The organism is Nonomuraea zeae (assembly GCF_005889725.1).
Taxonomy (GTDB): Bacteria; Actinomycetota; Actinomycetes; order Streptosporangiales; family Streptosporangiaceae; genus Nonomuraea; species Nonomuraea zeae.
Genome location: NZ_VCKX01000013.1, coordinates 43,929 through 70,308, shown reverse-complemented (window position 1 = coordinate 70,308; position 26,380 = coordinate 43,929). Strand labels below are relative to the sequence as shown.

Annotated in this window: 23 protein-coding genes and 2 pseudogenes; 11 read left to right on the top strand and 14 right to left on the bottom strand. The window is 72.0% G+C overall.

What is annotated here, in order from left to right; all coding sequences use genetic code 11:
* The first annotated feature begins 37 nt into the window (after positions 1-37).
* The 4 genes from ETD85_RS06645 to ETD85_RS06630 all read left to right on the top strand — a co-directional run bounded on the left by ETD85_RS06645 (position 38) and on the right by ETD85_RS06630 (position 4,560).
* Positions 38-1,036, top strand: a complete 999-nt coding sequence (locus ETD85_RS06645; RefSeq protein ID WP_138688706.1) for an ABC transporter substrate-binding protein — start codon at positions 38-40, stop codon at positions 1,034-1,036.
* Entirely contained in the window at positions 1,033-2,130 is a 1,098-nt protein-coding gene (locus tag ETD85_RS06640) for a FecCD family ABC transporter permease (RefSeq protein WP_138688705.1), read from the top strand. The genes ETD85_RS06645 and ETD85_RS06640 overlap by 4 nt, the downstream gene beginning before the upstream one ends.
* Positions 2,127-2,870, top strand: a complete 744-nt coding sequence (locus ETD85_RS06635; RefSeq protein ID WP_138688704.1) for an ABC transporter ATP-binding protein — start codon at positions 2,127-2,129, stop codon at positions 2,868-2,870. Before ETD85_RS06640 ends, ETD85_RS06635 begins: the two co-directional genes overlap by 4 nt.
* A gap of 142 nt (positions 2,871-3,012) precedes the next feature.
* The gene (locus tag ETD85_RS06630; RefSeq protein ID WP_138688703.1) at positions 3,013-4,560 is read left to right on the top strand and encodes a pectate lyase family protein; all 1,548 of its coding nucleotides are present in this window, start codon (positions 3,013-3,015) and stop codon (positions 4,558-4,560) included.
* A gap of 144 nt (positions 4,561-4,704) precedes the next feature.
* On the opposite strand, the gene ETD85_RS06625 is transcribed toward ETD85_RS06630, so the two are convergent.
* The 9 genes and pseudogenes from ETD85_RS06625 to ETD85_RS06585 form a co-directional block, all read right to left on the bottom strand.
* Positions 4,705-6,165: an aldehyde dehydrogenase family protein gene (locus ETD85_RS06625; RefSeq protein WP_138688702.1), complete on the bottom strand. Its 1,461-nt coding sequence runs from the start codon at positions 6,163-6,165 to the stop codon at positions 4,705-4,707.
* A gap of 18 nt (positions 6,166-6,183) precedes the next feature.
* Complete coding sequence (locus ETD85_RS06620; RefSeq protein ID WP_138688701.1) at positions 6,184-7,299, bottom strand: NAD(P)-dependent alcohol dehydrogenase; 1,116 nt, start codon at positions 7,297-7,299, stop codon at positions 6,184-6,186.
* The gene (locus tag ETD85_RS06615; protein ID WP_138688700.1) at positions 7,296-8,678 is read right to left on the bottom strand and encodes an amidase; all 1,383 of its coding nucleotides are present in this window, start codon (positions 8,676-8,678) and stop codon (positions 7,296-7,298) included. The genes ETD85_RS06620 and ETD85_RS06615 overlap by 4 nt, the downstream gene beginning before the upstream one ends.
* Positions 8,668-9,696, bottom strand: a complete 1,029-nt coding sequence (locus ETD85_RS06610) for a branched-chain amino acid ABC transporter permease (protein ID WP_138688699.1) — start codon at positions 9,694-9,696, stop codon at positions 8,668-8,670. Before ETD85_RS06610 ends, ETD85_RS06615 begins: the two co-directional genes overlap by 11 nt.
* Positions 9,693-10,559 (bottom strand): branched-chain amino acid ABC transporter permease, encoded by an 867-nt coding sequence (locus ETD85_RS06605; protein WP_138688698.1) that lies wholly within the window; start codon positions 10,557-10,559, stop codon positions 9,693-9,695. Before ETD85_RS06605 ends, ETD85_RS06610 begins: the two co-directional genes overlap by 4 nt.
* A 1-nt stretch (position 10,560) precedes the next feature.
* Positions 10,561-11,367, bottom strand: coding sequence for an ABC transporter ATP-binding protein (locus ETD85_RS06600; protein WP_240778992.1), 807 nt, complete (start codon positions 11,365-11,367; stop codon positions 10,561-10,563).
* Positions 11,364-12,047: pseudogene (locus ETD85_RS06595) on the bottom strand (ABC transporter ATP-binding protein); the annotation flags it as partial. The gene ETD85_RS06600 and the pseudogene ETD85_RS06595, both read right to left, overlap by 4 nt.
* Positions 12,048-12,118: 71 nt before the next feature.
* Positions 12,119-13,426, bottom strand: a complete 1,308-nt coding sequence (locus tag ETD85_RS06590) for an ABC transporter substrate-binding protein (protein WP_138688697.1) — start codon at positions 13,424-13,426, stop codon at positions 12,119-12,121.
* A gap of 254 nt (positions 13,427-13,680) precedes the next feature.
* Positions 13,681-14,520, bottom strand: coding sequence for an IclR family transcriptional regulator (locus ETD85_RS06585; RefSeq protein WP_240778990.1), 840 nt, complete (start codon positions 14,518-14,520; stop codon positions 13,681-13,683).
* Between the two features lie 113 nt (positions 14,521-14,633).
* Between ETD85_RS06585 and ETD85_RS06580 the strand changes: the two genes are divergently transcribed.
* On the top strand, positions 14,634-16,115 hold the full coding sequence (locus ETD85_RS06580) for an aldehyde dehydrogenase family protein (RefSeq protein WP_138688695.1): 1,482 nt from the start codon (positions 14,634-14,636) through the stop codon (positions 16,113-16,115).
* Positions 16,116-16,365: 250 nt separating this feature from the next.
* The gene (locus ETD85_RS06575; RefSeq protein WP_138688694.1) at positions 16,366-17,040 is read left to right on the top strand and encodes a nitroreductase; all 675 of its coding nucleotides are present in this window, start codon (positions 16,366-16,368) and stop codon (positions 17,038-17,040) included.
* A 16-nt stretch (positions 17,041-17,056) separates the two neighbouring features.
* On the opposite strand, the gene ETD85_RS06570 is transcribed toward ETD85_RS06575, so the two are convergent.
* Positions 17,057-17,533, bottom strand: a complete 477-nt coding sequence (locus tag ETD85_RS06570) for a MarR family winged helix-turn-helix transcriptional regulator (RefSeq protein ID WP_170246531.1) — start codon at positions 17,531-17,533, stop codon at positions 17,057-17,059.
* Between the two features lie 180 nt (positions 17,534-17,713).
* Complete coding sequence (locus tag ETD85_RS06565; RefSeq protein WP_138688693.1) at positions 17,714-18,922, bottom strand: cytochrome P450; 1,209 nt, start codon at positions 18,920-18,922, stop codon at positions 17,714-17,716.
* A gap of 251 nt (positions 18,923-19,173) precedes the next feature.
* On the opposite strand from ETD85_RS06565, the gene ETD85_RS06560 reads away from it, so the two are divergent.
* Positions 19,174-22,272 (top strand): AfsR/SARP family transcriptional regulator, encoded by a 3,099-nt coding sequence (locus ETD85_RS06560; RefSeq protein WP_240778989.1) that lies wholly within the window; start codon positions 19,174-19,176, stop codon positions 22,270-22,272.
* A 13-nt stretch (positions 22,273-22,285) separates the two neighbouring features.
* On the opposite strand, the gene ETD85_RS67885 is transcribed toward ETD85_RS06560, so the two are convergent.
* Entirely contained in the window at positions 22,286-23,017 is a 732-nt protein-coding gene (locus ETD85_RS67885; RefSeq protein ID WP_449290105.1) for an ABC transporter permease, read from the bottom strand.
* Positions 23,018-23,028: 11 nt separating this feature from the next.
* Here ETD85_RS67885 and ETD85_RS67880 point away from each other — a divergent pair, with 11 nt between their 5' ends.
* Complete coding sequence (locus ETD85_RS67880; RefSeq protein ID WP_449290104.1) at positions 23,029-23,157, top strand: hypothetical protein; 129 nt, start codon at positions 23,029-23,031, stop codon at positions 23,155-23,157.
* Here ETD85_RS67880 and ETD85_RS67875 read toward each other — a convergent pair.
* Positions 23,130-23,327, bottom strand: a pseudogene (locus ETD85_RS67875) (ABC transporter); the annotation flags it as partial. The gene ETD85_RS67880 and the pseudogene ETD85_RS67875 overlap by 28 nt on opposite strands.
* Here ETD85_RS67875 and ETD85_RS67870 point away from each other — a divergent pair.
* Entirely contained in the window at positions 23,263-23,397 is a 135-nt protein-coding gene (locus ETD85_RS67870; protein ID WP_449290103.1) for a hypothetical protein, read from the top strand. The pseudogene ETD85_RS67875 and the gene ETD85_RS67870 overlap by 65 nt on opposite strands.
* A 101-nt stretch (positions 23,398-23,498) precedes the next feature.
* The gene (locus ETD85_RS06545; protein WP_138688691.1) at positions 23,499-24,185 is read left to right on the top strand and encodes a DNA alkylation repair protein; all 687 of its coding nucleotides are present in this window, start codon (positions 23,499-23,501) and stop codon (positions 24,183-24,185) included.
* A 47-nt stretch (positions 24,186-24,232) separates the two neighbouring features.
* Here the strand turns inward: ETD85_RS06545 and ETD85_RS06540 are convergent, their stop codons facing one another.
* Positions 24,233-24,877 carry a TetR/AcrR family transcriptional regulator gene (locus ETD85_RS06540; protein WP_138688690.1) on the bottom strand — a complete coding sequence of 215 codons (645 nt, stop codon included), beginning with the start codon at positions 24,875-24,877 and terminating at the stop codon, positions 24,233-24,235.
* Between the two features lie 183 nt (positions 24,878-25,060).
* Here ETD85_RS06540 and ETD85_RS06535 point away from each other — a divergent pair, with 183 nt between their 5' ends.
* The gene (locus tag ETD85_RS06535; protein WP_138688689.1) at positions 25,061-26,335 is read left to right on the top strand and encodes an erythromycin esterase family protein; all 1,275 of its coding nucleotides are present in this window, start codon (positions 25,061-25,063) and stop codon (positions 26,333-26,335) included.
* Positions 26,336-26,380 lie beyond the last annotated feature (45 nt).

Sequence of the window (26,380 nt, the reverse complement as noted above, 5' to 3'; positions counted from 1 at the left end):
CCCGGCCAGGCCGACCACTGAAGGTGGTAACCGGATCATGAGAAGGCTGCTCGCCCTGGTGGCGGCTCTGTCACTGGCGGCCTGTTCGCCGGCTCCCGCCACAAAGCAGGCGGCGGCGCCGCAGGCCGGCTTCCCCGTCACGATCGAGAACTGCGGGCGCAAGCTCACCTTCGACAGGCCGCCCGCCAAGGTGGTGACCGGCTACCATCCCTCGCTGGAGACCCTGCTCGCCCTCGGCCTGGGCGACCGGATCGCCGGGCGCACGAACTTCGCGGAGAGCCCGTTCCTGCCTGGGCAGAAGGAGCAGTACGACCGGATCCCGGAGATCGCACCGACGATCATGCTGCCGCAGAAGGAGGTCATGCTCGCCCAGGGCGCGGACTTCGTCCTGGACAACGCGATGGCCAGCTTCGACGCCGCCGGCGGCTATGCCACCGTGGAGGAGCTGGACGCGGCCGGCTCACCGCCGTACATCCTGGGCGGCTGGTGCAGCCCCGAGGAGGTGCTGCAGTTCACCATCGACGACACCTTCACGGACCTGCGTAACCTCGGCAAGATCTTCGGCGTGTCCGACCGGGCCGAGAAGCTGGTCAGCGAGTTGCAGGCGCAGCTGGCCGAGGTGCGCAAGCGCGTCGAGGGCCGTACCCCCGTCAAGGTGCTGGCCACCGACGGCGGCAAGGGCCCGGTCAACGCCTACGGCGGCTCCGGGATCACCAACCAGATGATCACCGCGGCCGGCGGCGTGAACGTGCTGGCCGACGTCAAGGGCGACTACACCGAGGTCAGCGCCGAGAAGGTCAGCGCCTCCCAGCCCGAAGCCGTCCTGGTCAGCGACTACGCCACCCTGCGCGGCGAGGACATGCCGAGCTCCCCGGCCAAGGCCGCCGAGGCGTTCGCCATCGCAAAGAACAGCCCGGCCGCCAAGGACCAGCGCTACCTCGCGCTTCCGGTGGCGGCCCAGCACCCCGGCTACCGCAACCTCCTGGCCATCACCGACATCGCCCGCTTCCTGCACCCGGACGCCTTCGACCAGTGACCAGCACAGCCCAGCAGGACCCGGCACGGACCGGGCTCCGGCCCAAGAGCCGCCGCGCGAGCCGGTTCCTCCTGCTCGTCGCGGCACTCGTCGTCGCCGTCGTCGCCTCGACCTGGCTGGCGGTAAGCATCGGCGCGGTGCACGTGGCCCTGCCCCAGGCGTGGGGCATCGTCGCCGACCGCCTCGCCCCCGGCCTGGTGCCGCGCACCTGGACCCCGGTGCAGGAGCAGATCGTGTGGGAGTTCCGGCTGCCCCGGGCGCTGCTGGCGCTCCTGGTCGGGGCCGGGCTCGCCGTGGTCGGGGCCGTGCTGCAGGCACTGGTACGCAATCCGCTGGCCGACCCGTTCCTGCTCGGGGTCTCCTCCGGCGCCTCGTTCGGTGCGGTGCTCGTGCTGATCCTGGGCGCCTCGGCGCTGGGCGGGCTGTCGCTGTCGGCCGCCGCCTTCGCCGGCTCCCTGCTGGCTCTCGGCCTGGTGTACCTGCTGGCGCAGCGGTCCGGACGGCTCACCCCGTCGCGGCTGGTGCTGGCCGGGGTGGCGCTGGCGTACCTGTTCCAGGCCGCCTACAGCTACGTCCTGCAAGCCGCGCAGAGCGGGCGGGCCGCCCAGCAGGTGCTGTTCTGGCTGATGGGCAGCCTCGGCGGGGCCCGCTGGCACCTGCTGCCGCTGCCGGCCGTCGTCCTGGCCGCCGGGGTGGCGTACCTGCTGCTTCAGCACCGCCCGCTGAACGCGCTCGCCGCCGGGGAGGAGAGCGCCGTCTCGCTCGGCGTCAACGTCAACCGCTTCCGGCTGACCCTGTTCGTGCTGACCTCGCTGCTGGTCGGCGTGCTCGTGGCCACCAGCGGCGCGATCGCGTTCGTCGGGCTCATCGTGCCGCACTCGGCCCGGCTGCTCGTCGGCGCCGACCACCGCCGGGTGCTGCCCGTCACCGCCCTGCTCGGTGCCGTGTTCCTGCAACTCGTCGACATCGCCGCCCGCACCGTCAACGCCCCGCAGGAGCTGGCGCTCAGCATCGTCACCGCCCTGTTCGGCGTGCCGTTCTTCCTGTGGCTGCTGCGCCGCCGCTCCGTGGACCGGGCGGTGAGCGTCACGTGAAACTCGACCTGCGCGGGGTGTCCGTCCGGCTGGACGGCCACGGGATCGTGCACGAGGCCGACCTGACGGTGGCCGACGGCGAGATCGTCGGCCTGGTCGGCCCCAACGGCTGCGGCAAGTCCACCCTGCTCCGCTCGATCTACCGGGCCCTGCGCCCGGCGGCCGGGCTGATCAGCGTGGACGGCGACGACGTGCACCGGCTGCCTGCCCGCGAGGCGGCCAGGCGGACCGCCGTCGTCGCCCAGGAGACCCCGGCCGACCTGGACTTCACCGTGGCCGAGATCGTCCTCATGGGCCGCACCCCGTACAAGCCCGACGCTCTGGCGGACGGGGAGCTGTGCGCGCGGGCGCTGGACCGCGTCGGCCTGGCCGGCGCCGCCGACCGGATCTTCGCCACACTGTCCGGCGGCGAGAAGCAACGCGTCCTGCTCGCCCGCGCCCTCGCCCAGCAGACCCGCCTGCTCCTGCTGGACGAGCCCACCTCCCACCTCGACATCCGCCACCAGCTCGAGCTCCTGCACCTCGTCCGCAAGCAGGGCATCGCCACCCTGGCCGTCCTGCACGACCTCAACCAGGCCGCCGCCTTCTGCGACCGCCTCTACGTCATGAACGCCGGCCGCATCGTCACCGGCGGGCCCCCCGACCAGGTCCTCACCCCCGAGCTGATCTCCCAGGTGTACGGCGTGCGCGCCGTCCGGCGCACCCAGCTCGTCTTCGAACGCCTCAAGGAAGAGCACTGACCTGGCCGCGGCCCGCTCGTCCGTCAGGTGCGCGATGAAAGTTTCATGACTCATTGACACCACACCGGGAAAGCGCTTTCCTACGGTGACCGCGCGGAGAAACCAGAGACACCCGGGATTCGACGACGAAGGTGGGACGAGGATGAGACGAGCAGTCGCGTTGCGACTCCAGGCGGCGCTGGCCGCGGTGGCCACTGCGGCCGCGGTCGGCGTGGCCTGGCCGATGATCCAGGCGTCGGCGGCGGCGGTCGGCAGCGCCACCGGCTACGCGACCGGCAACGGCGGGACCACCGGCGGTGCGGGCGGGCAGACGGTGCGGGCCACCACGGGGACCGCGATCCATGCGGCCCTCTGCGGCCGGGCCAGCAGCAGCACCCCGATCACCATCGAGGTCGAGGGGACCATCAACCACGGCAACACCACCAAGGTGTCGGGCGGAAGCTGCAACACCGCCGCCGGCGTGATCGAACTCAAGCAGATCAGCAACGTCACGATCATCGGGGTCGGCAGCGGGGCCGTCTTCGACCAGCTGGGCATCCACATCCGCGAGGCCAGCAACATCATCATCCAGAACGTGACCATCCGGAACGTCAAGAAGTCGGGCTCGCCCACCTCCAACGGCGGCGACGCCATCGGCATGGAGAGCGGCGTCCGCAACGTCTGGGTCGATCACGCCACCCTGGAGGCGTCGGGCGGGGAGTCGGAGGGCTTCGACGGCCTCTTCGACATGAAGGACGACACCCAGTACGTGACCCTCTCCTACAGCATCCTGCGCAACTCCGGCCGCGGCGGGCTCATCGGGTCCAGCGAGAGCGACCGCTCGAACGGCTACGTCACCTTCCACCACAACCTGTACGAGAACATCGACTCCCGCACGCCGCTGCTGCGTGGCGGCATAGCCCACATCTACAACAACTCCTACGTGAGCCTGCACGAGTCCGGTATCAACTCCCGGGCCGGGGCGCGCGCCAAGGTGGAGAACAACTACTTCAAGGACTCCAAGGACGTCCTCGGCACCTTCTACACCAGCGAGGCCGGCTACTGGCAGGTCGGCGGCAACATCTTCGACAACGTCACCTGGTCCGCCCCCGGCACCGACAACGCCCCCGCCGGACCCAACCCTCAGTCCAACACCACCGTCAGCATCCCCTACTCCTACAGCCTCGACGGGGCGAGCTGCGTGCCGGCCATCGTCCGGCAGACGGCCGGCGCCAACAAGGGACTGCAGGTGTCGAACGGCAGCTGCACGCCACAGACACCGACGCCGACCGTGACTCCGACGGTGACTCCGACGGTCACCCCCACGCCGACGCCCACCACCTCGCCCGGCGGCCCCAACCTCAGCATCGGGGCCGGCTCCGACGGCTCCAGCAAGGCCGACGGGACGAGCTACGGCAACGTGCGGGACGGCGACGTGAGCACCTACTGGTCCCCGGCCGGCTCGACCGGTGACATCTCGATCAAGTGGGGCTCCGCCACGACGGTCTCCAGAGTCATCATCCGCGAGGCGTCCGGCTCCGCGATCGGGGCCTGGCAGCTCCTCAACGCCGGCACCGGCGCCGTCCTGAAGTCCGGCAGCGGGGCGGGCACCATCACCTTCACCTCGACCGCGCTGAGCAAGATCACCTTCAGGATCACCAGCTCGACCGGCACGCCGAGGGTCGCCGAGTTCGAGACCTACGCGAGCTAGCGGACGGGTCCCACCGTCCACCGCCGATCACCCGGAACGGGGCGGGGGCCTGACGGTCCCCGCCCCGTCGCAGCCCTGGCCCGCCGCCGCCTCTGGACGGCCTGCGCGTGGCCGAGGGTGGGGGAAGCGGAGCCCGGCGGCGGCTCAGAAGGGGTAGTGGGCGTGCTGGGTCGCCAGGGTGATCCAGCGGGTGTTGGTGAAGGACTCGATGCCCCAGCGGCCACCGAACCGGCCGTAGCCGGAGGACTTGAACCCGCCGAACGGGGCCTGCGGCTCGTCGGCCACCGACTGGTCGTTGACGTGGACGATGCCGGTCCGCAGCCGGCGGGCCACCCGCAGCCCGTGCGTACCGTTCTCGGTGATGATCCCCGCGGTCAGGCCGTGGTCGGTGTCGTTGGCCTTGGTGACGGCCTCCTCGTCGGTGGCGAAGGTGTCGATCACGCAGACCGGGCCGAAGGCTTCGCCGTGGTACAGATCGGCGTCGCCGGGCACCCCGGTCAGCACGGTCGCCGGGTGGACCGCCCCCACCGGCTCGCCCCCGCCGGTCACGACGGTGGCTCCCCTGGCGACGGCGTCGCTGACGAGGGCGGCGACGCGGCGCGCCGCGCCGGCGGAGACCAGCGGCCCGATGACCGTGGCGGGGTCGGCCGGATCGCCGGAGGGCAGGGCGGCGACCTTGGCGGCGAACTTGGCGGTGAACTCCTCGGCCAGCGACTCGTGCACCAGGACGCGGTCGCCGGACATGCAGATCTGCCCGGCGTTCATGAACACGCCGAACGCCGCCGCGTCCACCGCGTAGTCGACGTCCGCGTCGTCGAGCACGATGATCGCGTTCTTGCCGCCGAGCTCCAGCAGGGCCGGCTTGAGGTGCCTGGCGGCGTGGGTGCCGATGATGCGGCCGATCTCGGTGGAGCCGGTGAAGTTGATCGTGCGCACCCGCGGGTCGGCGATGAGCGCCTCGGCGATCTGGGCGGCGTCGGCCGGATCGTTGGTGACGACGTTGAGCGCGCCGTCGGGGAGCCCGGCCTCCGCCAGCACGTCGGCGACGAACAGGCCGCAGGCGATGGGGGCGTCCTCGCTGGGCTTCATGACGACCGTGTTCCCGGCGGCGAGCGCGGCGGCCACCGCGCGTACGCCGAGGATGAGGGGTGCGTTCCACGGCGAGAAGGCGGCGACCACGCCGACGGGCTCGCGTACGGCCAGGCCGAGCGCGCCTTCCTCCTGGGCGGCGAGCACGTCCCCACGGGGCGCTGTGATCGCGGCGGCGCACTCCCGCAGGATGTTCGCGGCCAGGCCGACGTTGAACAGGGCCCACGGACGGGTGCCGCCGACCTCGCCGGCCATGAGGGCCGCCGCCTGCTCGCCGCGTTCGGCCAGCAGGTCGGCGGCCTTGAGGAAGATCGCACGGCGGGCGAACGGGCTCAGCGCCGCCCAGTCGTCGAAGGCGGCCTGCGCGGCGTCCACCGCGAGCGCCACGTCCTCGGTTCCGGCGGCGGCCACGGTGGCGTACGCCTGCCCGGTGTAGGGATTGACGTCGGCGACGGTACGGCCGGACCGGGCGGGCACGGCCTTGCCGCCGATGAGCAGGTGACGGGTGAGGGTCATGAGGGGTTCCTTACGTCTTCAGTGGCTCATGCGGAGGACGGGTTTGAGCACCTCGCCCCGATGACTGTCTTCCAGCGCCGTTTCGAGGTCGGCCAGGTCGTAGAAGCGCACCAATCGGTCGAACGGGAACCGTCCCTGCCGGTGCAGCTCGACCAGGGTGCCGATGAGCGGCTCGCTGCGGCCGCTGCCGCCCAGCGTGCCGATGACGCGCTTGCCCCACAGCGTCGACAGGTGGTCGAGGCCGAACTCGGCTCCCGCCGGGGCGCCGCCGATGAGCACGCAGGTGCCCAGCATGCCGACGCTGTCGGCCGCCTGGCGTACGACCGGGATGACGCCGGTGCATTCCAGCGCGTAGTCGGCCGGACCGCCGCAGACGCGGTGCACCTCGGCGACCGGGTCGGTCCGGGAGGCGTCGATCGTGTGGGTGGCGCCGAACTCCATGGCCAGGTCGAGCCGGGACCGGTGCCGGTCGACCGCGATGATCTTCGTGGCGGGCGAGAGCCGGGCCGCCATCACCGCGGCCAGGCCGACCGCCCCGGCGCCGTAGATCACCAGGCTCGCGCCCGGACCCGGCTTGAGGGTGTTCAGCACCGCCCCGGCCCCGGTGGAGATGCCGCAGGCGAGCGGGCCCAGCAGCTCCAGCGGCGCGTCCCGCGGCACGACGACGAGGGCGTCCGCCCACGTGAGCGCGTAGGTCGAGAAGGACGACTGGCCGAAGAAGTGGCTGTGCACCGGCGACCCGTCCGGCCGGCGCAGCGCGCTCTCTCCGGCGCGCGGGCCGAGCAGCCGTCCGCCGCCGCACAGCGCCTCGCCGAGGCGGGCGCAGTAGCGCGGCTCCCCGTCGCGGCAGTTGCGGCAGGCACCGCACGAGGGCCAGCCGATGACCACGTGGTCACCGGGCCGCACGGCGGAGACGCCCGCGCCGACCGCCACCACCTCGCCGGCGCCCTCGTGGCCGAGCACGGAGGGGAACGGCATCGGCAGGTCTCCGTGCCGGGTGATCGTGTCGGTGTGGCAGACGCCCGACGCGACGATCCGCACCAGGGCCTCGCCCGGTCCCGGCTCGTCGAGGTCGAGATCCTCGATCTGGAACCTGCCGCCGAGCTTGTCGACGACCGCGGCCGTCACTCTCATCGCCGCTCTCCTTCGTGTCGTTCCGCGGGGATGGCGGGCCCGGAGACGCCGGGGGCCGGAAGTGGCGGGGTCAACCGTTCGACGAGGCGGGCCGCCGCCAACACGGTGGTGTCGCGCATGGGGCCGCCGGCGAGCTGCAGCCCGACGGGCAGGCCGCCGGCCAGGGCCACCGGCACCGAGATCGCGGGCAACCCGGCCGCGTTGAACGGCGCGGTCAGCCGGGTCAGCATCAGCTCGACCGGCCACTCGCGGCCGTCCACCATGACGGTGCCCGCGCCGACGGGCGGCGCCGTCACCGGCACGGTGGCGCAGGCCAGCACGTCGCAGTCGTCCAGCGCGGAGCGCAGCGCGCCGACGATCCGGCCCAGCGCGGCCTCCTGCCGCTCGGCCTGCCCGGCGGGCGGCGCGGGCAGCCGCATCAGCTCGGCGATGTCCGCCCCGAACAGCGCCGGGTCGGCCTGGAAAGCCGCCCGGTGAAAGGCGCCGGCCTCGCGTACTATCCGGGCCAGCGGCGCCTCCGGCATCAGCGGCTCGTCCGGCACGGCGACGTCCACGACGGCGACCCCGGCGTCCTCCAGCCGGGCCCGCACGGCGGCGAGCACCGCGCGCACCTCCGGGGCGAGCACCGCGCCGAACCAGCCGCCCAGCCAGCCCACCCGTGGCCGCCGCGGCGGCTGGTCCTGGACGGGGGCGGCGAGCCCGCTCATGAGCAGCGCCGCGTCGTCCACGGTACGGGCCAGCACCCCGAGGTGGTCCAGCGACGGGGCCAGCGGCAGCACGCCGTCCAGCGGGATCCGGCCGCGGCTCGGCTTGAGACCGACGCAGCCGCTCAGCGCGGCGGGGATGCGCACGCTGCCGGCCGTGTCCGAGCCGAGGCCGCCCAGCGAGCTGCCGGCGGCGACCGAGGCCGCCGACCCGCCGGACGACCCGCCGGGGATGTGGCCGAGCCGGTACGGATTGTGCGTCGGGCCGAAGAACGCGCTGTCGGTACGGCCGCCCCAGGCCAGCTCGTGCGTGGTGTGCTTGCCGAGGATCACCGTCCCGGCGTCCAGCAGCCGGGCCACCGCCGTCGCGTCCCGGCCCGGCACGTGCCCGACGAACCGGGGCGAGCCGTAACTGGTGGGCACGCCGGCCGTGTCGATCAGATCCTTGATCCCGATCGGGACGCCGTGCAGCGGGCCGCGGGCCGGTTCGCCGGCAAGGGCCTTCGCGCGGGCGAGCGCGGCCTCGGCGGTGACGGTGGCGTAGGCGTGCAGCGCGGGCTCGGTCGCGGCGATCCGGGCCAGCAGGTGCTCGGTCAGCTCGACCGGTGACAGCTCGCCGCGGGCGATGGCCGCCGAGGCCGCGGTGGCCGTCTCGGTCGCGGGTTCAGCGGGCATCGGTGCCCCGTACGAAATAGCCGACCGGGAACAGGCTGAGCCCGGTACGGTCCCGCGCCAGCCCCCACAGCCCGCCCGGCAGCCAGAGCGCGGTCGCGATGCCGACGGCACCCAGGATCACCAGGTACCAGGAGCCGAAGTCGGCCAGCAGCTGCTGCAGCGCGAAGAACGCAATCGCGCCCACCAGCGGCCCCTCGACGAACCCGATGCCGCCGATCAGCACGATGAAGATCATGTACGCCGACCACTGCACGTTGAAGATCGCGTCCGGATTGACGCTGAGCGAGCTGATCGTGATCACCCCGCCCGCCGCGCCGCACCCCGCGGCCGACACCAGGTACACGATCCGCTTGGCCCGGGTCACGTCGATGCCGGCGGCGCTCGCGGCGGTCTCCTCGTCGCGCACCGCCATCAGCGACAGCCCCAGCCGGCCGCGCAGCAGCAGGTAGCAGCCGCCGACCGTGGCCAGCGCCAGCGCGAGCGCCACCCAGTACGTCAGCGCGCCGCGCAGCGCGGGGTCCAGGCCGGACAGCCCGGCCAGGCCCTTGCCGCTGGCTCCGCCCAGGGCGTCGACCCGCACCACCAGCAGCCGGTACACCTCGGCGATCACCCAGGTCCCGACGGCGAAGTAGTCGCCGCGCAGCCGGAACGCCAGCCACGAGGTGGGCACCGCGAACACCGCGCAGGTGAGCGCGGCCAGCGGCACCGCCAGGTACGGCTGGACCCCCGCGTCGGCCAGCGCGATCACGCTGTAGGCGCCGATCCCGACGAAGGCCTGCTGGCCCACCGAGACCAGGCCGCCGAACCCGGCCAGCAGGTTCCACATGCTCGCCAGCGCGACCAGCACGAACAGGTTGACGAGCGTGTCGGTGACGTCGCTGAACACCACGTACGGCAGCGCACCGAGCACCACCACGACGGCGAGGAGCGCTCCACCCGACACCTTGGAGGTACGGGCGGCACGGCGAACGTCCAGGGCGGCCGCCGCCCGGTCGGTCAGCAGGTGAGAGAGGGTCATGCGGTCCGTCCCGCGAGCAGGCCCTGCGGCCGGAAGGCCAGCACGGCGAGGAAGACGAGGTGGCCGGCGAGCAGCGTCATCGCCGGGTCGATCTGCGCGCCGAGCGACTGGGTGACGCCCAGCACCATGCCGCCCAGCAGGGTCCCCCACAGCGAGCCGAGGCCGCCGATGACGACCGCCTCGAACGCGAAGATCAGCCGGGACGGGCCGATGGCCGGGTCGAACGACGAACGCATCGCGAACATCAGCCCGGCCAGCGCCACCGTGGCGAAGGCGATGGCGGTGGCCACCCCGTACACGTGCCGGCTGTCGGCGCCCACCAGGTTCGCGGTCTCCCGGTCGTCGGAGGAGGCGCGCAGCATGCGGCCCAGCCCGGTGCGGGACAGGAACATCTGGATGCCGGCCAGCACGGCGCAGGCCAGCACGAACGTGGCCAGCGGCAGCCAGCCCACCGAGACGGAGCCGGCCAGCCAGAACGAGGCGGTGGCGAACGAGCCCCCGTCCAGGGTGCGGGTGTCGGCGGAGAACAGCTCCAGCAGCAGGTTCTGCAGCACGATGGACAGCCCGAACGTGACCAGCAGGGTGGCGAGCGGCCCGGAGCTCAGGCTGCGCTGCAGCAGCACTCGCTGGGTCAGGTAGCCGAGCACCGCGAACAACGGCACGGTCACCACGATGACCACCCACAGCGGCAGCCCGGTGCCGCCGACCAGGGCGAGGGCCAGGAACGAGGCGACGACGGCCAGGTCGCCGTGGCCGAGGTTGACGATCCGCATCACGCCGAACATCAGTGACAGGCCGGTCGCGAACAGCGCGTACAGGCCGCCGAGCAGCAGTCCCTGGACGACCGCGTTGAACCATTGCATGTCAGTGCCGACCTTCTTCCATGTCTTTCAGCGCGCCGTCCTTCGCGGCACCGTCCCGCACCACGCCGTCCTTCGCGGCGTCCTTCGCGGCACCGTCCTGTACCGTGTCGCCGATGCCGAAGTAGGCGTGGCCGACCTGCTCGGCGGTCAGCTCGGCGGGCCGGCCGGCCAGCACCGAGCGGCCCTCCAGCAGGCAGTGCACCCGGTCGGCGACCCGCAGGGCCTGCGAGACGTCCTGCTCGACGATGAGCGCGGTGGTCCCGGCCGCGACGATCTCCGGCAGCACCTGGTAGATGCGGCGCACCACCACCGGCGCCAGGCCCAGCGACAGCTCGTCGACGAGCAGCAGGTCGGGGTTGGACAGCAGCGCGCGGCCGATGGCCACCGCCTGCTGCTCGCCGCCGGACAGCTGCGCCGCGTTCTGCCGCCGCCGCTCGGTCATCCACGGGAACAGCTCGTAGACCCGCTCCACCGACCAGGGGCCGGGGCGCTTGCGGTACGCGCCGGTGAGCAGGTTCTCCTCCACGGTGAGGGAGCGGAACAGCCGCCGGCCTTCCGGCACCAGCGCGATCCCCGCCGAGGTGCGCTTGTGCGCGGGGAAGCGGGTGATGTCGCGGCCCCCGAGGTGGACGGTCCCCGACGTGGGCAGGTTGAGCCCGGCCAGGGCACGCAGCAGCGTGGACTTGCCGGCGCCGTTGGCACCGATGATCGCCAGCACCTCGCCCGGCTCCACCTCCAGGCTGAGCCCGTCCACCGCGCGCAGCAGGCCGTGGTGGACGGTGAGGTCGCGGACCGACAGCAGCGTCACGATCCGTCCTCCCCGGTCAGGCCCGTCTCCGGCCCGGCGCCCAGGTACAGCTCGCGTACTTTCGGGTCCGCGAGCACCGCGACCGGCTCGCCGTCGGCCACCACGTCGCCGCCGGCCAGGCAGACCATCCGGCCGACGGTCTTCACCAGCGCGTGCACCACGTGCTCGATCCACACGATGCCGAGCCCGTCGGCGTGCAGCCGCCTGATCACCTCGACCAGCTCGGCCACCTCGGGCTCGGTGAGCCCGCCGGCGACCTCGTCGAGCAGCAGCAGCCTGGGCCGGGTGCCGAGCGCGCGGGCCACCTCCAGCCGCTTGCGCTGCAGCAGGGTGAGCCGGCCGGCGGCGGTGTTGGCCAGCCCGGCCAGGCCGGTGCGCTCCAGCACGTCCATGGCCTGCGACCAGGCTTCCCTGCCGTGCAGCCCGGCGCCCTGGTGCGCGCACACCAGCACGTTCTCGAACACGGTGAGGTGGGTGAACGGCCGCGGCACCTGATAGGTGCGGCCGATGCCGTCGCGGGTGCGGGCGTGCGGCGGGACGCCGGTGACGTCCCGCCCGTCCAGCCACACCGCGCCGCCGTCCGGGCGCAGGTCGCCGGAGATCATGGCGAACAGCGTGGACTTGCCCGCGCCGTTCGGCCCGACGATCCCCAGTGCCTCACCCGGCTCCAGCGAGAGCGTCAGGTCCCTGGCGACGGTCACCTGGCCGAAGCTCTTGGCGATGTTCTCCAGCCGCAGCAGTGGTGCGGTCATCATGCGCTGGTCGGCAGCAGGTCGCCCCCGATGGGGACGGCCTTGTTCGCCGTGTTGTCCACGATGGTGACGTCCCAGGGGAACTTGGTGCCCTCGCGCCACTGGCCGCCGACCGGGTGCTGGATCGCGATGCCCGGCTGCGGCCCGGCGGTGAAGTCCAGGTCGCCGCTCATGCAGCTGAGCTTCATGGTGCGCAGCTTGTCGGCCACGTCGTCGCGGTCCTTGGGGTCGGCCGCGTTCTTGAACGCCTGTACGGCGATCTCGAACAGCGAGTACACCGAGCCGAGCGCCTGCGTCCACTGCTTGCCGGAGGAGGCGGCGAAGTCGTCGGCGAGCTGCTTGGCGCTCTTGCCGTCCAGCACCGACTTGTACGGGTGAGCCGGGCTCCACCAGAAGTCGGTGGCGATGTTGCTCGCGAGCGGGCCGAGCGCCTCGGCCTCGGAGGGGAAGAGCATGACCTTGGCGACGGTGGCCAGCTTCGGCTTGAAGCCCTGCTGCCTGGCCTGCTTCCAGAACGTCTGGAAGTCGGGCGGGATGGGAGTGCAGGTGAACAGCTCGGCGTCCGACGACTTGTACTTGGCGATCTGCGAGCTGAAGTCGGTCGCCCCGCCCTGGTAGGCGCCGCCGTCCACCAGTTCGTAGCCGGCCTTGGTGATCATCGGGCCGAGCCCCTTGCGGAAGGCGTTGGCGTCGGTGTCGTTGGGCCACAGCGCCGCGACGCTCTTGTTGTCCACGCCGATCCGCTGCCACATCGGGAAGAAGCAGTCGGCGAACTCCTGCATGCCGAAGAAGAACAGCGTCGTGTACTTGAAGCCCTCGCCGTCCTTGCCGTTGCGGCCGTGGAACCACGCCTCCCACGGGGCGATCGTGGTGACGTTCGGGATGCCGTTGGCCTCGCACTGGTCGGCCACCGGGTTGGTGGTGTCCGGGGTGGAGGAGCCGACGATGAGGTCCACCTTGTCGCTGTTGATCAGCTGGCGGGTGACCTCGGTGGCCCGGTTCGGGTTGGACTGGGTGTCCTTGACGATGATCTCGACGGTGCGCTTCTTCCCGCCGGCGGTGAAGCCGCCCCGCAGCGCCTCGGTGATCTGCTTGACCACGAAGTTGTCGGCGGTGGCGAAGCCGGCCAGCGCGCCGGTCTGCGGGCTGACGTACCCGATCTTCAGGACGTCGGAGGACGATGCGCCGGTGCCCTTGAGGCCGCCACAGGCGCTCAGCAGCGGGGCGCCGCCGACCGCGGCGGCGCCCAGGCCGACCGCGCTGAGGAAGGAACGGCGGTTCATACCGCCGGGGGAAGCGTCGCTCACGCGAGGACTCCTTATGCCGAGCAGTGTCCTGCAGGCATGGCGAAGCGCGCTGCCGGGACACCAGAGGGGTGCACTTGGGATTTGGCCGGGCGGGCACGTTCGGTTTGTGGCCGTGGTGTGGGTGCCGGCCTGGAGGATGCCGTGAAGGTGACCCGACCGTACGGTCCCGTTAACACGCGTGCAACAGGACGTCCTAGTGAGTAGAACGCGAATTCACGGTGTGGAACGCCATGCCGGCGACCGCGCGGACTCGGCTACGGCTGCTGCCGGTGGCCGAGGCGCCGGGAGATCTCCGCGGCGGTGCGCCGCAGCGGCGCCTCCAGCCGCCCGGCCAGCGCCTCGACGGTGGTCGGCGCCAGCGTCAGGTACACCGCGACGTTGATCGCGGCCACCACCTCGCCGGACCGGTCACGCACCGGCGCGGAGAACGAGCGCAGGCCCGGGGCGAGCTCCTCGTCGTTGACCGCCACCCCGCTCTGGCGCACCTTGGCCAGCGCGGCCAGCAGTTGCTCCCGGTTGGTGATGGTCTTGGGCCCGCGGCGGGCCATGTCGGTGTGGTCCAGGATCTGCCGCAGCGCCGCCGGGTCCCGGTAGGCCAGCAGCACCTTGCCCATCGAGGTGCAGTAGGCCGGCAGCCGGGAGCCGACGTGCAGGTTGAGGTCCATGGCCAGGGCGCTGCGCCGGTTGCTGCGCCGGCGGTCCACGTAGACGACGTCGGGCCCGTCGCACACCGCCACGCTGGCCGTGAACCCGGTCTCGTCGGCCAGCGCCTGCAGCAGCGGCCCGGTGACCCGGGTGAGCTCCATCGAGTCGATCGCCGCGAACCCCAGGTCCACGGCGCGCGGGCCGAGGAAGTACTTCTTCGTCTCCGGGTCCTGCTGCAGGTAGCGCAGGGAGGTCAGCGTGGCGACGTACCGGTGGGTGGTGCTCTTGTTCAGGCCCACCGCCCTGGCCAGGTCGGCGATCCCCAGCACCGAGCGGTTGCCGGTGAACGCGTCGAGGATGCTCAGCCCCCGCTCCAGGGACACCGAGTGGGACGCGGGGGCGTCTGCCGGGACGCGGCCACGCCGCTGGGCGGGTTCCTCATCGGTCACAATGGTCAGCATATGGTCTTACAGTTCTAGCTATCCGAATACTCCGACTGCCGAGTGGCCGGTGTCCGGCCGTGTCGCCCTACCGGTCGATGTGAGCGAGAGGATCAAGTCATATGGCCGGAGCGGAGAGCGCCTGGCGGAAGTCGCGGGCCGGGAACTTCATCGGCGGCGAGTGGGCGGCCGCCGGCTCCGGTCGCTGCTACCCCAATCACTCTCCGTGGTCCGGCGAGGTGCTCGGCGAGGTGGCCGCCGGCGACGCCGACGACGCGCACCGGGCGATCACCGCCGCGCACGAGGCGTTCCCCGGCTGGTCCACGCGGTCGCCCTGGCTGCGCCAGCAGGTGTTCCTGCGCGCGGCCGACATCCTGGATGGCCGGCGCGGCGAGGTCCTCGACGCCCTGGCCGCCGAGACCGGGTGCGGACGCCACTTCGGCGAGGTCCAGGTGGTCTTCGCCCTCAAGCTGCTCCGCCAGGCCGCCCAGCTCGCCTACCAGCCGACCGGCAGCCTGCTGCCGTCCGACGTCGAGGGCACCCAGGCGATGGCGATCCGCCGCCCGGTGGGCGTGGTCGGCGCGATCGCGCCGTGGAACGCCTCACTCACCCTGTCCGGCCGGGGAATCGTCGGGCCGCTCGCCCTCGGCAACACCGTGGTGCTGAAACCCTCCGAGGAGGCGCCCTACACCGGCGGCGCCCTGTGGGCGGAGGTCCTGCACGAGGCCGGGCTGCCGGCCGGCGCGCTCAACATGGTCACGCACGCCCCCGGCGAGGCCGGCGGGATCGCCGACGCGATGCTGGCCAGCCCGCTGGTCAAGCGGATCAACTTCACCGGCTCCACGCCGACCGGCCGGCGCCTGGCCGAGAAGGCGGGCCGGCATCTCAAGCGCGTGGTGCTCCAGCTCAGCGGCCAGAACCCGCTCATCGTCACCCGCGACGCCGACCTCGGGTACGCGGTGCAGGCCGCGGCCTACGGCGCCTTCGTGCACCAGGGCCAGGTGTGCATGTGCGTCCGGCGGATCTACGTGGAGCGGCCGCTGGCCGCCGAGTTCACCGAGCGGTTCGCCGCCAGGGTGGCCACGCTGCCCACCGGCGACCCGCGCGACCCGGCCACCGTGGTCGGCCCGGTGATCAACGAGTGGGCGCTGGCGCTGCTGGACCGCCGGGTCAACGAGGCCGTCGAGCTCGGCTCCCGGGTGCTGGCCGGCGGCGTGCCCCGGCCGCCGTGCTACCCGGCGACCGTGCTGACCGACGTACCGGATGAGGCCGAGATCGCGCACGGCGAGACGTTCGGGCCGGTCGTGGTGGTGGAGGCCGTGGACTCCGCCGAGGAGGCGGTGGCCCGCGCGAACGCCTCGGACCTGGGCCTGGCCGCCTCGATCATCACCGGCGACCCCCGGTACGGGCTGAAACTGGCCTCCCTGCTGGAGGTCGGGATCGTGCACGTCAACGACCAGCCGGTCAACGACGAGCCGCACATGCCGTTCGGCGGGGTCAAGGACAGCGGGTGGGGCCGGTTCGGGCTGGGGTTCGCCGCCGAGGAGTTCAGCGAGCTGCAGTGGGTCACCGTCCGCGACCAGGACCGCGAGTTTCCCTTCTGAGCTGTTGCGACGAGCTCCCGGCGGGCGTGGCCGGGGCCTCCGGTTCGTGCCGTCGGCCCCGATGTGGTGCCGCGTGGCGGGCCGCTACGCAGCGTGAGCACGCCGGATACTGAACGGCATGCGTGTCACCCCTTGACAGAGCGATCGCCAACCTCGCCCCACACACTTCCCGATGGACGTAAATTAGTATCGAATGATACTATCGCGAATGTAACGAAATATCGCGCCGGGCAGAGAAGGAGGGACGATCATGGATGTGTACGAGGCGGTCACGAGCCGGCGGGCGGTTCGCGGGTTCACCGACCGGCCGGTCCCGAGGGAGGCGCTGGAGCGGGTGCTGTCCGCCGCGGCCTGGTCGCCGTCCGGATCGAACCTCCAGCCGTGGCGCGTCTACGTGCTGACCGGCCGGCCGCTGGCAGAGCTCAAGAAACGCGCCGGCGAGCGCGTGGCGGCGGCCGACCCCTGGGACGAGCGGCAGTACGAGATGTACCCGCCCGACCTGAAGTCCCCCTACGGCGAGCGCCGCGCCGCCTTCGGCAAGGAGCGCTACAGCGCGCTCGGCGTCACCCGCGAGGACTGGCAGGCACGCCAGAGAGCCGCCTCGGAGAACTGGCAGTGCTTCGGCGCGCCCGCCGCGCTGTTCTGCTACATCGACCGCGACATGGGCCGGCCCCAGTGGGCCGACGTCGGCATGTACCTGCAGACCGTCATGCTCCTGCTGCGCGCGGAAGGACTGCACAGCTGCCCCCAGATGGCCTGGTCGGTCTACCGCACGACCGTCGCCGAGCTCCTCGCACCCCCCGACGACCTCATCCTCTACTGCGGCATGTCCATCGGATACGAGGACACCACGACACACCACCCCCGCACGGGCCGGGCGCCACTCGAAGAGACCGTCACTTTCGTCGATGACCCGACGGCATGACGGGGACGCGCCCGCCTCACCCCGCGGGATAGGCGAACCGGGTCAGCAGCTCCCTCAGCTGCTCGGGCTCGCCTGGCCCCAGCTCGGCGACCAGCTGCTCGGCCAGCGGCTCCGCCGCCACGTGGGCCGCGTCGAAAAGCTCGATGCCCTCAGGCGTGATCTCCACCGCTCGCACCCGCCGGTCCCCCGGAACGGACTTGCGCACGGCCAGCCCTCTCCGCTCCAGGTCGTCCACGACCCGCATGATCCCCGCCTTGTCCGACCCCGTCGCCGCCGCCAGGTCCCGCTGCACCGTGGGCCCGCGATCGACGAGCACGATCAGCACGGCGAAGTGCCGCAGCTCGATGCCGAGCGGCCGGAGCGCCTCCGTCATCACCGTGGACACCCGCCAGTGCGCCTGGCGCAGCAGCAGGCCGAGGGCGAACGGCGAGGCATCCCCAGGGCGAGCGGTCGCCCGCGAGGCACCGGCTCCGGGCGGAACGTCAGCGGTCATGAGAACAGATTACCGCATTATATTCTCATTCGATACGGTATCGTTTGATATTAAACCTGCTCGCCCGGCTGAGCGACGCCGCCCCCAAGCCACTCAGCAGGTCGATCCGGCCGGCCTGATCCGCACCGAGGCACGCCACCAGCCAGGTGCGGATACGGCTTGGCCCAGTCTTGGTGGTGCTTACGCGTCCCAGGTGACCGGGAGGCTCTTGACGCCGTAGATGTCGGCGGTCTCCGGGCGCAGGGCGACCTCTTCGGCCGGTACGGCCAGGCGCAGCGCGGGGAACCGGTCGAGCAGGGCGGGCAGGGCCACGCGCAGCTCCACCCTGGCCAGCTGCTGGCCCAGGCACTGGTGGATGCCGTGACCGAAGGCCAGGTGGCCGCCGTCCTGCCGGGCGAGGTCGAGCACGTGGGGGTCGGTGAAGCGCTCGGGGTCGCGGTTGGCCGTGTGGTAGGACAGGATGACCGTCGTGCCGGCCTTGATGGTGTGGCCGCCCAGCTCGACGTCTTCCAGCGCCGTTCTCATGAAGGTCTTGGCGACGCTGAGATAGCGCAGCAGCTCTTCCACGGCCTTGTCGGTGAGCGCCGGGTCGGCGCGCAGGGCGGCCAGCTGCGCCGGGTTCTGCAGCAGGGCGAAGGTGCCCAGGGCCAGCATGTTCGCGGTGGTGTCGAACCCGGCCGAGAGCAGGATCAGGGCCATCCCCCGCAGCTCCTCGTCGGTCAGGTCGCTGTCGGTGAGGTCGCTGAGCAGGTCGTCGGTGGGGTTGGCACGCTTGGCGGCGACCAGCCGCGCGAGGTATTCCTGGGTCGCGGTGTAGGCCGCGATCAGCTCCTCGTCGCTGGTCTCCCCGCCGAGGAAGGTGTCGATCTGCTCCTGGAAGGAGTCCCGGTCCTCGTACGGGACCCCCAGCAGCTCGCAGATGACGATGGCGGGGATGGGCTTGGCGAACGCGGTCACCAGATCCGCCGACGATCCGGCCTGCTCCATGGCGTCCAGGTGCTCGGCGGTGATCTGCTCGACCCGCTCGGTGAGCAGCCGCATCCGCCGGACGGTGAACGTGCCCACCAGCGGCTTGCGGTAACGGCTGTGCTGCGGGTCGTCCATCAGCAGGAACTCGCCGGGCGGCGCCGGAGGGACCTCGAAGTCTCCGAGGTCCACCAGCGGGTGGTGGCGCATGAATTCCTTGCGCGAGCTGAACCGCGGGTCGGCCAGCACCGCCCGGACCAGGTCGAAACCGGTGACAATCCAGCCCTCGTGCCCGTCGGGGAACGGGAAGCGGCTGATCGGGCCGTGCTCGCGGGCCTCGGTCAGCTCCTTGGGCGGGTCGAAGGGACAGCCGGACTGACGCGCGGTCGGCATTGTCGTGACGGTGTGGAGGGAGTCACTCATGGTCGTTCCCATCTCGCGATAGTCCATGGTCATAACAGCCCCGCGGCCCCGGGGCCACGAGCGCTGAACCGGTCATGGCGTCCACGATCGCCGACCGCCCTGACATCGGGCCGTCGCCGTGCTGACATGGCCGCGGCGGTGTGTTGCAGATTGTCCACAGTCGCGGTTGGTTACCACTGTTCGGCACAATGACTGATGTGCGAGTTGACTTGCTTGGGCCGTTCGATGTCCGGAACCGCGACGGGGCAGTGGTGGAGGTTCCGGGGAGTCGGCTGCGCGCGCTCCTGGCCGCACTCGCCCTCGAACCCGGCCGGATCGTCACGCGGACGAGGCTGGTGGACTGGATCTGGGGAGAGCAGCCGCCCGCCGACGAGGTGAACGCCGTGCAGGCGCTGGTGTCCCGGCTGCGCAGGGTGCTGCCGGACGGCGTGATCGAGGCGGAGTCGGGCGGATACCGGCTGGCCGTGCCCCCCGAAGCCGTGGACGTGTGGCGGTTCGAGCAGCTCATCGGCCAGGCCCGTGCCGCCGAGCCCGCCGCGCGGGCGGATCTGCTGCGTTCGGCCTTGGCATTGTGGCGCGGCACCCCCATGGCGGACATCGCGCTGCGGGACAGCGAGGCGTTCGACGCCGTGGTCGCGCGCCTGGACGAGCTCCACGTCACCGCGCTCGGGGATCGCGTGGCCGAAGACATCCGTCTCGGCCGTGGCTCGGAGCTGGTCTCCGAGCTGACCGACCTGGTCGCCACGTATCCGCTGCGAGAGGGGTTCGTGGCGGCCTTGATGCGAGCGCTCGCCGAGGCGGGGCGCGGGAACGAGGCCCTGACCGTTTTCCAGCGGACGCGCGAGCGGCTCGCCGAGGAGCTGGGCGCCGACCCGTCGGCCGAGCTCTCCGCGCTGCACACGGCGTTGCTGCGCGGCGAGCTGGGCGAGCGGGCGGAGAACCGCAGGACGAACCTGCGCGCCGAGCTGACGAGTTTCGTCGGCGATGACGACGGCATCGCCGCGGTCGCCGCCATGGCCATCAAGCACCGGCTGGTCACCCTGACGGGGCCGGGTGGCTCCGGCAAGACGAGGCTGGCCACGGAGACCGCGCGGACGATGCTCGCCGAGCTGCCGGATGGCGCGTGGCTGGTCGAGCTGGCCTCGGTGCCGGCCGGCGGTGAGCTGGCGCAGGCCGCCCTCACCGCGATCGGCCTGCGTGACCAGGCGTTGCTCGGCGGCGCGCGGGGTGGTGAGCCGGTGGATCGGCTCATCGCCGCGGTCCGGGATCGCTCGATCTTGCTGATCCTGGACAACTGCGAGCACGTGATCGAGGAGGCCGCGGCTTTCGCCGATCGGCTTCTGGGTGAGTGCCGGCGGCTGCGGATCCTGGCCACGAGCAGGGAACCGCTCGGGATCACCGGGGAGGTGCTGTGGCAGGTCGAGCCGCTCGCGCTGCCCGCGCAGGGAGCGGCCCCCGCCGAGGTCGGGTCCTCGCCCGCCGTGCAGCTGCTGCGGGACCGCGCGGATCTGGTGCGCCAGGACATCGGCTCCGACGCGCACGCCCTGTCGGCGATGGCGCGGATCTGCCGGGCGCTCGACGGGATGCCGCTGGCGATCGAGCTGGCCGCGGCGCGGCTGCGCACCATGTCCGTCGATCAGCTGGCGCGCCGGCTCGACGACCGATTCCGGCTGCTGACGGGCGGCAGCCGTACGGCGCTTCCCCGGCACAAGACGCTGCGCGCGGTCGTGGACTGGAGCTGGGATCTGCTGACCGAGGCCGAGCGCGGCGTGCTGCGGCGGCTCTCGGTGTTCTCCGGCGGGGCGAGCCTGGAAGCTGCCGAACGGGTGTGCGGGGACGGGACCGACGGGACGTTCGGCGGGGAGCTGGTGCTCGACGTCCTGACCGCGTTGATCGAGAAGTCGCTGCTGGTCGCCGACGGCGAGGGCACGCCGCGCTACCGGATGCTCAACACCATCAGGGAGTACGCGGCGGACCGGCTCGTCGAAGCCGGGGAGGCCGAGCCGGTGCGCCGGGCGTACCTCGCCTACTTCACCGAGCTGGCCGAGACGGCCGATCCGCACCTGCGCCGGGCCGAGCAGCTGGAATGGCTGTCCGCGCTCACGGCCGAGCACGACAACATCAATGCGGCCCTGCGCGGCGCGATCGCCGAAGGGTGGGCCCAGGAGGCGATGCGGCTGGTCGGGGCCGTGGGCTGGTACTGGTTCCTCAGCGGGCACAGGGACGAGGGCACCGAGCTGAGCATCGCGGTGGCCACGCTGCCCGGTGAGGTGACCGATGAGGTGCGGGCGATGGTGTACACCATCCTGACCGTGTTCGTGACCTCCGGGCCCGGCCGCGACCAGTTCCAGGCGGAGAAGTGGATCCACGAGGCGCACCGGTTCACCCAGCGCAGCGGGCATCGCCACCCGATACTCGGGTTCGTCGCGCCGCTGGAGCGGATGCTGGCGGAGCCGGCGAACTTCCTGTCCGCGTTCGACCCGCTCGTCGCCGACGACGACCCGTGGGTGCGCGCTCAGGCCAGGCTCAGCCGTAGCCGGCTGCGGCACACGCACGCCGGCGACGAGACCGACGTCGACGTCGACATCGAGACCGCCCTCGCCGAGTTCCGCACGCTGGGCGACCGGTGGGGGATCTCGCTGGCGCTGCACTTCCTGTCCGATCGGCTCGCCATCCGCGGCGAGTTCGCCCGCGCGTGCGAGCACTTCGAAGAGGCGATCACGGCGCTGACCGAGGTGGGCGCGATCGAGGACGCCATCGGCCTGCGGGCACGGCAGGCTCAGCTGTACTGGCTGCTCGGCGACGAGCGATCCAGCACCTCCGCCATGGCCGAAGCGCAGCGGGGCGCGAGCGGGATCGCCTCGCCGGACGCGCTGGCCGACCTGGCGCTGTCGAAGGCGCAGCTGGCGCGCTGGCGCGGCGAGCCGGACCAGGCGTACCAGCATCTGGCCACGGCGCGGGCGACGCAGTCCGGCACGGAGCTGTCCGGCGCCTTCCGCGTCAGGACCCTGGACCTGTACGGCTACCTCACCGAGGATCTCGGCGAGGCCCGCGGGCATCGGGCCGAGGCGCTCAACACGGCCGTCGAGACGACGTATCCGCCGCTGATCGCCGAGGTGCTGATCGGGGTCGCGGATCTCGCGCTGCGCCAGGGCCAGTACGAGCAGGCCGCGCGGTTGCTCGCGGCGAGCGACGGCGTACGCGGCACGACCGATCATTCGATCCCCGACGTTTCCAGGATCGCCGCGGAAACGCGCGATCGCCTCGGCGAAACCGTGTTCGCCGAGGCGACCCGTGCGGGCCAGGAGCAGGACTGGCGCGAGCTGGCCAAGATCACGCTCGCTTCGTGAACGTCGAGCGCGCCTACAGGTAGCCGGCCAGCGCGAGCCCGGCGCACCAGGCGACCGCCGCGATGGCCGAGCCCGCCGACGGCATGCCGGTCAGCAGCCCGCGCAGGGTTTCGATGATCGGGGTGAACGGCTGGTACTTCGCGAACTGCCGCGCACCCGGCCCCATCGTGTCGGCCGGCACGAACGCGCTGCTCAGGAAGGGAAGCAGCATGAGCGGGACAGCGGCGAGGCCCGCGCTGTCCGGCGTCTTCGCCGCGAGCCCGAACGCGACGGTCAGCCAGCCGATCGCCAGCATGGTCAGCACGACGATGCCGATCACGCCGAGCCATTCCACGAAACTCGCCGACGGCCGGAATCCCACGAGCAACGCGACCCCGATGATGAACACGATGGCCACCAGGCTCCGCAGCATGGTCGCGATCACGTGCGCGTTCAGCACCGCGGCCCGCGACACGTCCATGACGCGAAGCCGGTTGATGAATCCGGTCGTCATGTCGGAGTTCACCGCGACCGCGGTGGAGCCGACGTCGAGCCGGTCGAGCAGCGCGCGCGATGACCTCACCCCGCCGTCGCCGGGCACCCGCAGGCTCAGCTCCTCGTCGTCCCTCGTGGACTCGGGCAGGACCTGCGCCGCGACGTCGAGCTCGTGCCGGCCGGTGAACCGCAGCCGGACGTGGCTGCCGGGCACCCGGCGCTTGAGCTCGTCGGCGGTGCCCTCGGCGACCAGCCGGCCCTGGTCGAGCACGGCGATCCCGGATGATCTGCCACATCGTGCGGCGGCTGCGCGGATCGAGCCCGGTCGTGGGCTCGTCCAGGAAGATGATCTGCGGCTCGCCGACCAGCGTCATGGCCAGGTCCAGCTTGCGGCGCATGCCGCCGGAGTAGGACGCCACCTGCTTGCCCGCCGCTTCGACCAGATCGAACCGGTCGAGCAGCCGGCGAGTGATCCGCCTGCCCTGCGCCTTCGGCAGGTGCAGGAGATCCGCCATCATGAGCGGGTTCTCCTCGCCGGTGAGCAGGTTGTCCACCGAGGCGAACTGCCCGGTGCCCCCGATCGCCGCGCGCACCGCCTTGGTCGCGGTGGTCACGTCGTGCCCGGCGACGACCGGGCCGTCGCCGGACTGACACGCCCGCTGACACCACACCTGGTCGCGAGAACGTAGGCGTTCCCCGCCGCGAGCCTTCCGACGTAGGCTGCAACTCGCAGGTGATGACAGGAGGCCGAGGTGGCGGGGACGACGCTGACCGAGACGACGGTGGCCGAGGTGCTGGCCGAGCTGGCCGAGCTCGACGACCCGAAGATCCGCGAGGTGAACGAGCGACACGGTGACGACCACGGCGTGAACCTCGGCAAGCTGCGCGCGCTCGCCAAGCGGCTGAAGACGCAGCAGGAGCTCGCGTACCGGCTCTGGGAGACGGAGGACACCGCGGCGCGGCTGCTGGCGATCCTGATCTGCCGCCCGAAGGCGTTCGGGCGGGACGAGCTGGACGTCATGCTGCGCGACGCGCGCAGGCCCAAGGTGCACGACTGGCTCGTGAACTACGTGGTGAAGAAGAGCCCGCACGCCGAAGAGCTGCGCCTGGTCTGGTTCGCGGATCCGGATCCCGTGGTCGCGAGCGCCGGCTGGGCGCTGACCACCGAGCGCGTGGCGAAGAAACCCGATGGTCTCGACCTCGCAGGTCTGCTCGACGCCATCGAGGCGGAGATGAAGAGCGCCCCGCAACGCCTGCAGTGGGCGATGAACCACTGCCTGGCGCAGATCGGGATCGAGCACGCCGAGCACCGCGCCCGTGCCCTCGACATCGGCGAGCGCCTGGAGGTGCTCAAGGACTACCCGACTCCCCCGGGTTGCACGTCCCCGTTCGCGCCCATCTGGATCACCGAGATGGTCCGCCGGCAGCACGGCAAGTAGGAACGCCCGCGCTCACGGCGCTCCGGCTGCTGCTCGCGCTCCCGCCGTTACCCGCGTGCGCGGCGGTGCGGCCCCGGCGTGGGCGGCGGGCCGGCCTGGGCTGCCGGCATGGGCGGCCGGGGCCTCATCCCCGCGAAGAGGGCGTCGAGGATGCGGTCGACGTACTCGTGCGTCAGCTGTTCCTGCGTGATCAGGAGCTGGAAGTACAGCGGCCCGGACAGGATCGCCATCGCCAGGGCGAGGTCGAAGCCGGGCGACAGCTGGCCCTGGTCGCGGGCCGCCTTCAGCCGGGCGACGGTCTTGTCCGCCTGCGGGGCGATCAAGCGCTCGTTGAGTGCGGCGGCGACCTGAGGATCGTGCTGGGCCTCTCCGACCAGGGCCTTGAACAGAGGGCCGAAGGCCGGCCCGGCCAGCAGGTCGACGGCCGCGTGGATCTGCGCGCGCAGGTCGGCGACGAGGTCGCCGGTGTCGGGATAGTCCAGGCCGGGCTCGTTCAGCGACAGCAGCGAGTCGAGCAGCAGCGCTCCCTTGGACGACCACCGGCGATAGATGGTCTGCTTGCTGGCTCCCGCGTGGGCGGCGACCGCTTCCATGCTCAGTCTGGCGTAGCCGATCTTCTGGCCGAGCTCCAGCGTGGTCCGCATGATGGCCTCGGTCCGGTCTGCGCCACGGCGGTGGGGCGTGTCGGTCATGCCGGCACCTTATCAGTACGGCACGTTCCGTACTTGACACGGCAACCCGGCTTGGACATCATTCCATCGGTACGGCCCGTTCCGCACCGATAGCCGGGGTTTCGTCCCCTGAGCGGCCGCCGCCCGGGCTGAGGCGATGACCCGCGCTTCCTTTACCCTCAACACCGGAATCGAGCCGCCAGCATGCCTGCTCCGTCCCACCACACCACGTTCGCCGGCTGGCTCGGCGCTCATGCCGTCCCGCTCACCCACCTCGACCCGCAGGCGCCGCTCGACGACCTGGAGCCGCTGCGCGAGCTCGTCGGCACGGCCCGGGTCGTCGCCATCGGCGAGAACTCCCACTTCATCACCGAGTTCTCCCAGCTGCGGCAACGCATCCTGCGGTTCCTGGCCGAGCGCTGCGGCTTCACCGTCCTGGCCTTCGAGTACGGCTTCAGCGAAGGCTTCCCCCTCGACGCCTGGGCCCAGGGCGAGGGCACCGGCGACGAGCTGCCGGCCCAGCTCGCCGAGGCGATCCCGGTCGGGGTGGACGAGCCGCTGCGCTGGATCCGCCGGCACAACGCCACCGCCGGGGTGCCGGTGCGGTTCGCCGGGATCGACATCCCGGCGGCCGGCGGATCCCTGCTTCCCGCGCTGGCCCCGGTCGCCGGCTACCTGCGCGAGGTCGATCCCGAGGCCCTCCCGGTGATCAAGGAGGCGATCCGGATCGCCGGGTCGTTCGCCGGCGCCTCCGCGGCCTCGGCCGCGCCGGCCTGGACCCGTCTGGCCGCCGCCGAGCAGGACGCTCTCAGCGCGCTGCTGCTGCGGCTGCTCATGCGCTTCCGTGCCGTCGAGCTGCTGTACGTCTCCCGCGCCGGCCGGCCCAGTTACGACATCGCCCTGCGCCGCGTCGAGGCCGCCTGCACCGCCGACTACGGCTTCCGCGCCATGGCCGGCCTGTACGCCGGCACCGGCCTGACCGCCGACACCTCGGCCCGCGACGTCTACATGGCCGGGTCGATCCTGTGGCACCTGGAGCGCTTCGCACCCGGCACCCGCATCGTGCTGGCGGCGCACAACGCCCACATCCAGAAGACGCCGGTCTCCTTCAACGGCCAACTGACGGGGCTGCCCATGGGACAGCACCTGCACGACGAGCTCGGCGACGACTATGTCGCCCTCGCCCTGACCAGCCCCGCCGGACGTACCGCCGACATGCGCCCCGACGCGAACGCGCGCTTCGGCTTCGCCATCGACGACACCGCGCTGCAGCCGCCCGAGCCGGGCAGCGTCGAGGCCGCCTTCGCCGAGGCCGGGCTCGGGTTCGGGCTCGCCGACCTCCGCCAGGCGGCGCGGCACGCGATCCCTGGCCCCGACCGCATCCGGATCCAGAGCGCCTACGTGCACACGCCCGTCCTGGAGGCGTTCGACGGCGTCCTCAGCACCCCGGCCTCCACCGTCGCCGACATCGAGAGCTGAGACGCGACCCGTCACACGGCCACATCGCCGGTTGCCGGCAACGAC